Origin of the sequence: Streptomyces sp. ALI-76-A (assembly GCF_030287445.1) — a bacterium.
Lineage (GTDB): Bacteria > Actinomycetota > Actinomycetes > Streptomycetales > Streptomycetaceae > Streptomyces.
Map to the genome: position 1 here is coordinate 264169 of NZ_JASVWB010000003.1, position 12943 is coordinate 277111.

At 75.2% G+C, this 12943-nt stretch carries 3 protein-coding genes; all 3 read left to right on the plus strand.

Annotation, left to right across the window (positions count from 1 at the left end; genetic code table 11):
• Positions 1-8 precede the first annotated feature (8 nt).
• The 3 genes from QQS16_RS36470 (at position 9) to QQS16_RS36480 (ending at position 12912) form a co-directional block, all read left to right on the plus strand.
• On the plus strand, positions 9-6431 hold the full coding sequence (locus QQS16_RS36470; protein ID WP_286066807.1) for a type I polyketide synthase: 6423 nt from the start codon (positions 9-11) through the stop codon (positions 6429-6431).
• 5 nt (positions 6432-6436) lie between these two features.
• Complete coding sequence (locus QQS16_RS36475) at positions 6437-9544, plus strand: type I polyketide synthase (RefSeq protein WP_286066808.1); 3108 nt, start codon at positions 6437-6439, stop codon at positions 9542-9544.
• 188 nt (positions 9545-9732) lie between these two features.
• Positions 9733-12912 (plus strand): non-ribosomal peptide synthetase, encoded by a 3180-nt coding sequence (locus QQS16_RS36480; protein ID WP_286066809.1) that lies wholly within the window; start codon positions 9733-9735, stop codon positions 12910-12912.
• Positions 12913-12943: the final 31 nt, after the last annotated feature.

The window sequence follows — 12943 nt, forward strand, 5'->3', positions numbered from 1 at the left end:
GAGAAGCCATGACGAACGACAACAACGCCGACGTTCTCGACTACCTCAAGCGGACGTCGATCGAGCTGATCGAGACCCGCAAGCGCCTCCAGGAGCTGACCGACGCCGCCGCCGAGCCCATCGCGGTGGTGGGCGTCGCCTGCCGCTTCCCGGGCGGGGCGGCGTCCCCCGAGGAGCTGTGGGAGCTGGTGCGGTCGGGCGCGGACGTCGTGTCGGACCTCCCGCAGGACCGCCACTGGGACGTGGAGAACCTGTACGACCCCGACCCCGACCGGCCGAACAGCTGCTCCGCCCGCGCGGGCGGGTTCCTGTACGACGCGGGCGACTTCGACGCCGAGTTCTTCGGGATCAGCCCGCGCGAGGCACTGGCCGCCGACCCGCAGCACCGGCTGCTCCTGGAGACCTCCTGGGAGTCCCTGGAACGCGCCGGCATCGACCCGCACTCCCTGCGCGGCAGCGACACCGGCGTCTTCGCGGGCCTGGCCTACTTCGGGTACGGCAACCACTTCGTCACCCCCGAGGCCATCGCGGGCTACGCGCAGACCGGCTCCCTGCTGAGCGTGGCGTCCGGGCGCGTGTCGTACGCCCTGGGCCTGGAGGGCCCGGCGGTGTCGACCGAGACCGCGTGCTCGTCGTCGCTGGTGACGGTGCACCAGGCGGTGCAGTCGCTGCGGCAGGGCGAGTGCGGCCTGGCCCTGGCCGGCGGCGTCACCGTCATGGGGACCACGCAGGTGCTGCGGGAGATGACCCGGCTGCGGGGCCTGGCGGCGGACGGCCGGTGCAAGGCGTTCGCGGACGCCGCGGACGGCGCCGGCTTCTCCGAGGGGGTCGGCGTGCTGGTCCTGGAGCGGCTCTCGGACGCGCGGCGCAACGGCCGCCGCGTCTGGGCGGTCATCCGGGGCTCGGCGATCAACCAGGACGGCGCGTCCAACGGGCTGACCGCCCCCAACGGCCCGGCGCAGCAGCGGGTGATCCGGGCGGCGCTCGCCAACGCCCGGGTGAGGGCGGGCGACGTGGACGTGGTCGAGGCGCACGGGACCGGCACGACCCTGGGCGACCCCATCGAGGCACAGGCGCTGCTGGCCACCTACGGGCAGGAACGGGACCCGGGCAGCCCGCTGTGGCTGGGGTCGCTGAAGTCGAACATCGGCCACGCGCAGGCGGCGGCCGGCGTCGGCGGCATCATCAAGATGATCATGGCGATGCGGCACGGGGTCATGCCCCGCACGCTGCACATCGACCGTCCCTCGACGCACGTGGACTGGTCGGCCGGAGCGGTGGAACTGCTCACCGAGGCCCGCGACTGGCCGAACGCACCGGGCCGGCCCCGCCGCGCGGGCGTGTCCGCCTTCGGCGTCAGCGGCACCAACGCGCACGTGATCCTCGAAGAGGCCCCCGAGGAGGAGGCGCCCCCCACCCCCGGGCCGGTGCCCGGCGCCCTCGTGCCGTGGGTCGTCTCCGCGCGCTCGGAGCAGGCGCTGCGGGCCCAGGCGCGGAACCTGCGCGACCTCGCCGCCGCCGACACCGACCTGGACCTCGCCGACGCCGGCTGGTCGCTGGTGTCCGGCCGGGCACGGCTCGAACACCGAGCCGTGGTGCTCGGGCACGACCGGGACGACCTGCTCGGCGGCCTGACGGCGCTGGCCGCGGGCGAGGAGTCGGCCGCGGTGGTGCGCGGCGTCGCCGGTGAACCCGGCGGCCGCGTCTTCATGTTCCCCGGGCAGGGCGCGCAGTGGGCCGGCGCGGCGGGCCCGCTGTACGAGGCCTTCCCCGTCTTCGCCGAGGCCCTCGACGAGGTGTGCGCGCACTTCGACGCGCACCTCCCCTTCGCGCTGAAGCCCCTGCTGTTCGCCGCCGACCCCGCGGAGCGCGAGCGGACGGACGTCGCGCAGCCCGCGCTGTTCGCCCTCCAGGTCGCCCTCTACCGGCTCCTGACCCGGTACTGCCCGGCGCCGGACCACCTGATCGGCCACTCCGTCGGCGAGATCGCCGCCGCGCACGTCTCCGGTGCGCTCGGCCTCGAGGCGGCGACCCGCCTCGTGGCCGCCCGCGGACGGACCATGCAGACGGTCACCGAGCGGGGTGCCATGCTGGCCGCACGCCTCCCGGAGGCCGCGGCGGCCGCCCTGCTCGGCGCGTACGACCGCGTCGGCCTCGCCGCCGTCAACGGCCCCGAGTCGGTGGTGTTCTCGGGCCTGCGCGAGCAGGTCCACGCCCTGCGCGACCGGCTCCTGGCCGACGGCAGGTCGGCCAAGCTCCTCCCGGTCGACCACGCCTTCCACTCCCCGCTGATGGAGCCGGTCCTGGACGACTTCGCGGCCGCGCTCGGCGAACTGCCCGCGGGCACGCCGGCCCTCCCCGTCGTCTCCACCCTGCTGGGCCGCGAGGCCACCGCCGAGGAGCTGACGTCCGCCGGGCACTGGGTGCGCCACGTCCGCGAACCCGTCCGCTTCCACGACGCGGTGGAGCACGCCCGCGCGGCCGGCGCCGACGTCTTCGTCGAGGTCGGCCCCGGCGCGACCCTCACCGGCCTCACCAAGGACGCCTTCGCCGGCGCCGGCGTCGACGACGCGCTGGTCGTCCCGGCGTCCCGGCGGGACCGCGAGGCGGCCCGGGCGCTGGCCGGCGCCCTGGCCGAACTGCACGTGCGGGGCGTCCCGGTCGACTGGGCCGCCCTGTTCGGGACGCGCCGGCAGGTCGACCTGCCGACGTACGCCTTCCAGCGGCAGCGGTACTGGCTGGACCTCCTGGCCGGGATGGGCTCGGCGGACGTGGCCTCGGCCGGCCTGACGGCGCCGGACCACCCGCTGCTGGGCGCCGTCGTGGACCACCCCGGCACCGACGAGGTCGTGTTCACCGGCCTGTGGTCCCTGAAGACCCACGACTGGCTGGCCGGTCACACCGTGTTCGGCGCGGTCGTCGTCCCGGCGACGGCCTACCTGGACCTGGCCCTGACGGCGGGCGAGCACGTCGGGCGGGCCGCGCTGGAGGACCTCACCCTGGAAGTGCCGCTGATCCTCCCCGAGACGGGCGACGTGCGGGTGCGGGTCGTCGTCGGCGCGGCGGACGGCACGGGACGCCGCTCGCTGGAGGTGTACTCACGCCCCGGCGAGGACGCCCGCACGGTCGGCGGCTGGACCCGCCACGCCCTGGGCACCCTGGCCCCGGACACCGCGCCGGCCGGCGACGCCGCCGGACCGCTCACCGTCTGGCCGCCGGCCGGCGCGAGCCGGATCACCCTCGACGGCCTCTACGACGCCTTCGCCGACGCCGGGTTCGACTACGGCCCCGCCTTCCGCGGACTGCGGGAGGTGTGGCGCCACGGCGACGACCTCTTCGCCCTCGCGACCCTTCCGGAGAGCGCCGGGACGGGCGCCTTCGCCCTGCACCCGGCGCTGATGGACACCGTGCTGCACGCGTCGGTGGCCGGCGGTGTCATCGAGGTGACGGGCGACCAGGGCCGGATGCCCTTCGCGTGGGCCGGCGCCCGCCTGTCCGGCGCGTGCGGCCCGACCGTCCGGGTCCGGCTCACGCCGGCCGGCCAGGACGCCGTGTCGCTGACGGTCGCCGGCGAGGACGGCCGGGAGATCGCCTCCGTCGCCTCCCTGACGTTCCGGCCGGCGAGCGCCGAGCAGGTGCGCTCGGCGCTCGGCGGGCGGGAGCAGCCGCTGTACGAGGTGCGGTGGCGCCCGGTTCCGCAGGGCGAGCCGGCCCACCGCCCCGGGCGGTGGGGCGTCGTCGGCGCGGACACCGGCCTGGCCTCACGGCTCCTGCGGGCGGGCGGCGACCGGTCCACGGCCTACGCCTCCCTCGACGAGATCCGCCCGGGGGACGCTCCCGCGCACCTCGTCCTGTGCCCGGACGACCGCACCGCCGGCGGATCCGATCCGCTCACCGCGGTCGGCGCCGCCGACCGGCACGCCCTGGACCAGGTCCAGCGGTTCCTCGCCGAGGAGGCGTGCGCCGGATCCACGCTGGTGGTGCTCACCCGCCTGGCGCTGGACACCGGCGCGGGGGAGCGCGTCGAAAGCCTCCCCGGTGCGTCCGTGTGGGGCCTGATCCGGTCCGCCCAGACCGAACACCCCGGCAGGTTCCGGCTGGTGGACATCGACGACGAGGAGACCTCCTGGGCGGCCCTGCCCGACGCGCTCGCCCTCGGCGAGGAACAACTGGCGCTGCGCGGCGGTACGTTCCTCGTCCCCCGCCTCGCCCCGGCCACGCCGGCGGACCAGCGGCTCGCCCCCGCGCCGGACGGCCCGCACCGGCTGGACATCCCGGACAAGGGCACGCTGGAGAACCTGACCTGGGTGCCCTGCCCGGAGGCGCAGGCGCCCCTGGAGAGCGGCCAGGTCCGCATCGCCGTGCAGGCCGCCGGGCTCAACTTCCGCGACGTCACCATCGCCCTGGGCCTGGTGGAGCGGACGGCCATCGACGCCGGCATCGGCAGCGAGGGCTCCGGTGTCGTCCTGGAGGTGGCGGACGACGTCACCGCGTTCGCGCCGGGCGACCGGGTGACCGGCATCTTCACCGGCGCCTTCGGCCCCGTGGCCGTGGCCGACCACCGCCTGCTCACCGCCGTCCCCGACGGCTGGAGCCACGCCGAGGCGGCGTCCATGCCGAGCACCTTCCTCACCGCCTACTACGCCCTCTTCCACGTCACCCGGCTCCGCGAGGGACAGCGGATCCTCATCCACGCCGCGGCCGGCGGCGTCGGCATGGCCGCCGTCCAGCTCGCCCGGCACGTCGGCGCCGAGATCTACGCGACCGCGAGCCCCGCCAAGTGGCCCGTCCTGCGCGGTCTGGGACTGGACGACGCGCACCTGGCGTCCTCCCGTGACCTGGAGTTCGCCGAGAAGTTCCGCGCCACCACGGACGGCCGGGGCGTGGACGTCGTCCTGAACTCCCTCGCGCACGCCCACGTCGACGCCTCGCTGACACTGCTGCCCGAGGGCGGCCACTTCATCGAGATGGGCAAGACCGACATCCGCGACCCCCGGCAGGTGGCGGCCGGCCACCCCGGCGTCACCTACGACGCGTTCGACCTGTACGCGGCCGGCCCGGACGTCATCCAGGCGATGTTCCGCGACGTCATGGCCCTGTTCGCCGACGGGCGGGTGGACCTGACACCGGTGTCCGTCCGCGACATCCGCGACGCGCGCCGGACCTTCCGCGACATGAGCCAGGGCCGCCACGTCGGCAAGCTCGTCCTCGACGTCGGCGGCGGCTTCGGCGGCGGCACCGTGCTGGTCACCGGCGGCACCGGGGGAGTGGGTTCCCTCGTGGCGCGGCACCTCGTCACCGAACACGGGGTGCGCTCCCTGGTGCTGGCCAGCCGCCGCGGACCGGCCGCCGACGGCGCCGACGGGCTGGTCGCGGAACTCCGCGGCGCGGGTGCCGAGGTCCGCGTCGTGGCCTGCGACATCGCCGACCGCGCCGCCGTGGCGGACCTGCTCGCCGACATGCCCCCGCGGTACCCGCTGACGGCGGTCGTGCACGCGGCGGGCGTGCTGGCGGACGGCACCGTGGAGTCGCTGACCGCGCAGAGCGTCGAGCGGGTGCTGCGCGCCAAGGCCGGCGGCGCCATCGTCCTGCACGAACTGACCCGGGACCGCCCGCTGTCGGCGTTCGTGCAGTTCTCCGCCCTCGCGGGCACGCTCGGCACCGCGGGACAGGCGAACTACGCCGCCGCCAACGCCTTCCTGGACGGCCTGGCGGCGCAGCGCAGGGCGTCCGGCCTGGCCGGCACCTCGCTGTGCTGGGGCTGGTGGGAGCAGAGCAGCGGCATGACCGGGGACCTGGACGAGGCGGACCTGGTACGGCTGCGCCGGATGGGCATCACCGCGATGCCGACACCCGAGGCGCTGGCCCTGTTCGACGCGGCGTGCGCCAACGGCAGGGCGGTCCTCGTCCCGGCCCGGGTGGACGTCGCCGCGCTGCGCGGCAGGACCGGTACGGACCTGCCGCCGCTGCTGCGCGACCTCGTCGAGGCCCGCCGCCCCCGCCGCGGCCGGGCGGAGACGGCCGGGGACGACGGTGCCCGCGGCCTGGCCGCCCTGCTGGCCGGCCTGCCGGCCGACGAGACGCAGACGGCCGCCCTGGACTGGCTCCGCGACCAGGTCGCCCTCGTGCTCGGCCACCCCTCCGGCGCGTCCGTCGACGCCGACCAGGCGTTCACCCAGCTCGGCTTCGACTCGCTGACCTCGGTCGAACTGTGCAACCGCCTGTCGTCCCGGACCGGACTGCGCCTGCCGACCACCCTCGTCTTCAGCTACCCGACCCCGCGCGAACTGAGCGGGCACCTCGTCGGCCTGCTGCGCCCGGAACCGGAACCCCACCCGGACATCGAGGCGGGCGGGCTGATCGAGGTGGAGGAACTGTCCGACCTGGATCTGGAAGCACTGGTCGACCTGGCTCTGGATGAGAAGAGGTAAGTGAGATGACCGACTCCGCGGAACGCACGGCGGACGGCGCGGACCGGGTCCAGCGGGCGCTCCGCACCCTGCTGGAGGAGCGCGACCGCCTCCGGCGGGAGAACGACGCCCTGAAGGCCGGCCGCGGCGAGCCCATCGCCGTCGTGGCCATGGCCTGCCGCTACCCGGGAGGCGTGTCCTCGCCCGAGGACCTGTGGGAGGTGGTCCGCGACGGCCTGGACGTCGTCGACGACTTCCCCGCCGACCGCGGGTGGCGGGACGTCTACGACCCCGACCCCGACGCCGTCGGCAGCTCGTACGCGCGCCAGGGCGGCTTCCTGAAGGACGTGGCCGACTTCGACGCCGACTTCTTCAACATCAGTCCCCGCGAGGCCCTGGCGGTCGACCCGCACCACCGCCTGCTGCTGGAGACGTCCTGGGAGGTCTTCGAACGGGCCGGCATCGTCCCCGCCGACGTGCGCGGCGCCGACGTCGGCGTCTTCTCCGGGATCAGCTCCTCCGAGTACGGGTGGCGGTTCCTGGAGGGCGCCCAGAAGGAGCTGGAGGGCTACCTGCTGTACGGCAGCGCGCTGAGCGTCGCCTCCGGCCGGGTGGCGTACGAACTGGGGCTCACCGGCCCGGCCGTGTCGGTCGACACCGCCTGCTCGTCGTCCCTGGTGGCCCTGCACATGGCGGTGCAGTCGCTGCGCTCGGGAGAGTGCTCGATGGCGCTCGCGGGCGGGGCGCTGGTGATGGCGACGCCCGCGATGTTCGTGGAGTTCTCCCGCCAGGGCGCCCTGTCGCCCGGCGGCCGGTGCAAGGCGTTCGCGGACGGCGCCGACGGGACCGGCTGGGCCGAGGGCGTGGGCGTCCTGCTCCTGGAGCGGCTGTCCGACGCCCGGCGCAACGGCCACCCCGTGCTGGCCGTCGTCCGCGGCAGCGCCGTCAACCAGGACGGCGCCAGCAACGGGCTGACCGCCCCCAACGGCCGCGCCCAGGAGAAGGTGATCCGGCAGGCCCTGGCCAACGCGGGCGTCGCGCCCGGCGAGGTGGACCTGGTCGAGGCGCACGGCACCGGAACCACGCTGGGCGACCCCATCGAGGCGGACGCGCTGCTGGCGGCCTACGGCCGGGACCGGGACGCGGACCGGCCGCTGTGGCTGGGCTCCCTGAAGTCGAACATGGGGCACGCCCAGGCCGCCGCCGGCGTCGGCGGCGTCATCAAGGCCGTGCTGGCGATGCGGCACGGACACATGCCCAGGACCCTCCACGTGGACGCCCCCTCACGCCACGTCGACTGGTCCTCCGGAGCGGTCGAACTGCTGGTGGAGGGCCGCGAGTGGACCCGGCGGGACGGCCCCCGGCGGGCCGGGGTGTCGTCGTTCGGCGTCAGCGGCACCAACGCCCACGTGGTCCTCGAGGAGGCGCCGCCCGAGGAGCCGGCCGAGGAGCACGCGCCGGACGCGGGCGTCGCCGGCGGCCTGGTGCCGTGGGTGCTGTCCGCCAAGAGCGCCAAGGCCCTGCGCGGGCAGGCGGGCAGGCTGCGCGACTTCGCCGCCGCCCGTCCGGACGCGGACGACGCCGCCGTCGGCTGGTCGCTGGTGTCGGGCCGGTCCCGGTTCGAGCACCGCGCGGTGGTGCTGGGGCGCGGCCGGGACGAGCTGCTGAGCGGCCTGGCCGCGCTGAGCGAGGGCGCCGAGTCCCCCGCGGTGGTGAGCGGCAGCGCCGGGAAACTCGGCGGTGTCGCCTTCGTCTTCCCCGGCCAGGGGTCGCAGTGGGCCGGCATGGGCCGGCGGCTGTACGACACCTTCCCGGTCTTCGCGCAGGCCCTCGACGCGTGCGCGGACGCCCTCGCCGAATGGGTCGACTGGTCGCTGCTCGACGTCATCCACGGCGTGGAGGGGGCGCCCGGCCTGGACCGGGTGGACGTGGTCCAGCCGGTGCTGTTCGCGGTGATGGTGTCCACGGCCGCCCTGTGGCGGTCCTGGGGCGTCGAACCGGGCGCGGTGATCGGCCACAGCCAGGGCGAGATCGCCGCCGCCTGCGTCAGCGGCGCGCTGTCCCTGCGGGACGCCGCCCGGGTCGTGGCGCTGCGCAGCCAGGCCCTGGTGGACCTCAAGGGCCACGGCGGCATGGCCTCGGTCGCCCAGTCCGCCGACGTCGTGGCGGAACGGCTGGCTCCGTGGGGCGACCGGGTGAGCGTCGCCGTCGTCAACGGGCCCCGCTCCGTCGTGGTGTCCGGGGAACCGGACGCGCTCGACGAATTCGTCGAGAAGACGAAGGCCGACGGCGCACAGGCCCGCAGAATTCCGGTGGATTACGCCTCGCATTCCCCTCAGGTCGCCCGGGTCCGGGAAAAAGTGACCGGCGCGCTGACCGGCGTACGCCCGGAAACGTCGCACCTGCCCTTCTATTCGACCCTGTACGGCGAGGTCGTCGACACCGCGGAACTGAACGCCGATTACTGGTACAACAACCTCCGCGAGAAGGTCCTCTTCGAAACCTCCGTCCGGCGGCTGGCCGACGACGGTTTCCGGGTGTTCGTCGAGATGAGCCCGCACCCCGTGCTGACCGTCCCCGTGCAGGAGATCGTCGAGGACCTGGACGACGCGCTGGTGCTGTCGTCCTCGCGGCGGGACCGCGACGAGGTGGAGGCCCTGCTCGGCTCGCTGGCCCAGCTCCACGTCCGGGGCGGGCGGGTGGACTGGGACGCCCTGTTCACCACGCGCCGCCGGGTGGACCTGCCGACGTACGCCTTCCAGCGGCAGCGGTACTGGCTCAGCTCCTCGCCCGCCGCGGCCGCGGCCGAACTGCCCGCGACGGGGCAGCCCGCCGACGACGACCAGGCCGTTCCCCTGCCCGAGCGGATCGCGGCCCTGACCGGCGCCGACGCGCAGGCACTCGTGCTGGAGCACGTGCGGGAGAAGGTCGCCGTCGTGCTCGGGCACCCCAGCGCCGACGCCGTCGACCCCGACCAGGAGTTCAAGGAGCTGGGCTTCGACTCGCTGCTGTCGGCGGAGCTGAGCAAGCGCCTGACCGCGTCGACCGGACTGAAGCTGAGGGCGAACGTGGTGCTGCGGCACCCGTCACCGCGGCGGATCGCCGGGCACATCATGTCCTCGCTCGCGGCGTAGCACCGTCCCGCCGGCGGGACACGGCAAGCGCCGCGCGCGGCCTGTCCCGCCGGGCACCGAGTTGTCTTGAACGGCCGATTCACTTCCCGGAAGGTGGAGGTGATCCGCCGGATTCCCGATACCCGGGTTCGTTTGCTGAGGGGTTGATCTGTGTGCCTTCGTTCGGTGCGTCGTCTGCGCATATAGGCATGTGGCGGGCGCAGGAAATGGCTCCCGACACGCCGAACCACGCGCTCACCATGTGGGACGTGGACGGCGCGCTGGACGCGGCCGTCATGGAATCCGCTTTCCTGCACGTGATGGGCGAGGCGGAAGTCCTGCGCGTCAATTTCGTCGACGACGGCGGCGGACTGCGCCTCGTGCCCCGGGAACTCGGCGACTGGCGGCCGTTCTTCCTGGACCTCAGCACCGAGACCGACCCCGAGCAGGCGGCGCGCGAGGCGCTCGCCGAGCTGGTGCGCCGGCCCTTCGACCTGGGACGCGACCTGCTGTTCCGGCTGGGTGTGGTCAGGCTCGCCGAGAACCGCTCCCTGCTGGTGATCGCCTACCACCACCTCGTCTCCGACGGGTTCGGCGCGGGCGGCCTGCTCTCGCGGCGCCTGGCCGAGGTGTACACGGCGCTGGCGCGGGGCGAGCGGGTGCCCGAGCTGCCGCACCCGTGGGACACCGCCTCCTTCGCGATCGAGGCGGTGGAGTACCTCGCCTCGCAGAAGTTCGCCGAGGACATGGAGTTCTGGGGCGACTACCTCAAGGACGCGCCCCCGCCCGCGCAGGTCCCCCGCGTCACCCTGTCCGAGGCGCGGCGCACCGCGCTGTCGGAGCCGCTGAGCAGCGCCGACCGCTGGTCGGAGGTGGCCGAGACCATCGGCATGGTGAGCCGGACCCTGACCGTCCCGCGCGCCGAGGCGGACCGCTGGACCGAGACCGCGCAGTCCATGGGCGTGTGGATGTCGCAGATGCTGACCGCCGCCGCGGCGGTGTACTTCCGGCACCGCTGCGACCGCCCGGAGTTCCTCCTGTCCCTGGCCGTCGGCAACCGCGTCGGCGTGGCGAGCAGGACGCCCGGCCTGGCCGTGAACGTGGTGCCGGTACGGGTGCGGATCCCGCTCGGCGCGACCTTCACCGAGATCGCCGAGACGCTCGTCGACGAGACGTACGAGATCTTCGACCACACCGCCTGCCACTACTCCGACATCCAGCGCGCCGGCGGGACCGTCCTCAGCGGCCGCGGCAGCTTCGGCGCCGTCGTGAACGTCGTCGAGTTCGCGGAGCAGCTCCACTTCGGCGACAGCCCGGCCCGCTACTCGGGCGCCACGACCGGCACCTTCGAGGAACTGTCGATCGGCGTCTACACCGACGGCAGTCCCGACAGCGACCTGTTCATCCGGCTCGACGCCCCCGCGGGCCTGTACCACCGCGCCGAACTGCGCTTCATCGGCGAGGAGCTGATCGCCTTCATCCGCGCCGCGCTGGACGCCGGCACCCGCCCGGTCGGCGCGCTGGACGTCGTCGGCGGCGACGAACGGGACCGGGTGCTCGCCGCGCCGGACACCGCCGACGCGCCGCTGCCGGGGCTGACCGTCCCGGAGCTGTTCGCCCGGCAGGTCGAGCGCGACCCCTACGCCGTCGCGCTGACCGCCGGCGACACGTCGGTCTCCTACCGCGAGCTGGACGAACGGTCCGGCCGGCTGGCCGCGGCCCTGCGCCGCCGGGACGTCGGCCCCGAGACCGTCGTCGCGGTGGCGCTGCCCCGGTCGGTGGACCTGGCAGTCGCCCTGCTCGCGGTGGCGAAGGCCGGCGGCGCCGCCCTGCCCCTCGACCCGGCGTCCCCGGCCTCGCTCGCCGGGCGGACCGGCAAGCTCCCGGTGCGCGCCCTGCTCACCGACGCGGCGACGGCCGCCACGGTCCCCACCGGCCCGGACGTGCCGACGCTGCTGCTCGACGACCTCGCCGACGACACCGGCGGCACCGACGGCACCGGCACCGAAGCCGTCCCGCCGCACCCCGACAACCTGCTGGCCGTGCTGCACGGCACCGGCCCGGCCGGTGAGCCGGTGCCCGTCGCCGTGACCCACCGGAACATCGAGCGGTTCGTCCTGGACCGCCGGTGCCGGGACGCCGGCCGCGGCACCGTGCTGTGGCACGCGCCGCACACCTGCGACGCGCTCGCCCTGGAGGTGTGGACGCCCCTGCTCAACGGCGGCCGGGTGGTCGTGGCCCCCGAAGGGGACCTGGACACCGACGCGCTGGCCGGGCTGCGGGCGGCCCACGACATCACCACCGTGTGGCTCCCCGCGGGCCGGTTCGTGGCGATCGCGGCCGCGCACCCCGAGCGTCTCGCCGGGCTGCGCGAGGTGTGGACCGGCGGGGACCGGGTCTCCCCGGCCGCGCTGCGCCGGGTCCGCGAGGCCTGCCCGGAGCTGACGGTCGTCACCGGGCACGGTCCGGCGGAGACGACCGTCCTCGCCGCCTGCCACCGCCTGCCCGCCGGTGAACCGGTCCGCCACGTGGCGGCCGTCGGACGGCCGGTGGACCACACCGCCCTGTACGTCCTCGGCCCCGGGCTCGCCCCGGTCCCCGTCGACGTGGCCGGCGAACTGTACGTGTCCGGCCCCGGCGTGGCCCGCGGCTACCCCGGGCGGCCGGCGGCGACCGCGGAACGCTTCGTGCCCTGCCCCTTCGGCCCGGCCGGCACCGTCATGTACCGGACCGGGGACCGGGTGCGGTGGACCGCCGACGGCCGTCTCGCCCACGTCGGCCGCGCCGACACCCAGGCCGACGTCCGCGGGGTCCGCGTCGAGCTGGCCGAGGTCGAGGAGGCGCTGTCCGAGCACGCCGGCCTGGCGCAGGCCGTGGTGGCCGTCCGGGAGGACGGCTCCGGGCAGCAGCGCCTGGTGGCGTACGTCGTCCCGGTGGCCGGCACGACCGTGTCCGCCGACGAACTGCGCCGGTTCGCCGCGGGCTGGCTGCCGGAGTCCATGGTGCCGTCGGTGTTCACCGTCCTGGACCGGCTGCCGCTCACCGCGGGCGGCCGGGTGGACCGGGCCGCGCTGCCGCGGCCCGCGTTCGACGACGAGAGGTACCGGGCACCGCGCAACGACACCGAACGGATCCTCGCCAAGGCCTTCGCCGAGGTGCTGGAACTGGACCGGGTCGGCATCGACGAGGACTTCTTCGACCTCGGCGGCAACTCGCTGCGGGCGATCAGACTGGTCGGCCTGATCCGGGCGGAGCTGAACCAGGAGGTGTCCATCCGCCGGCTGTTCGCGGCCCGCACCGTCCTCGGACTGTCGGACATGTGGAAGGACCTCGGCCGCTCCAGCCGGCCGACGCTGCGCAGGCGGACGAGGGAGGGTGCGGTCCTCTGAGCACTGCCGAGTGTGCACTCGCCGTCGATCT

Excerpts from the sequence above, each read along its gene's own strand:
- QQS16_RS36470 (WP_286066807.1), top strand. The coding sequence starts at position 9 with ATGACGAACGACAACAACGCCGACGTTCTCGACTACCTCAAGCGGACG.
- QQS16_RS36480 (WP_286066809.1), top strand. The coding sequence starts at position 9,733 with ATGTGGCGGGCGCAGGAAATGGCTCCCGACACGCCGAACCACGCGCTC.
- QQS16_RS36475 (WP_286066808.1), top strand. The coding sequence starts at position 6,437 with ATGACCGACTCCGCGGAACGCACGGCGGACGGCGCGGACCGGGTCCAG.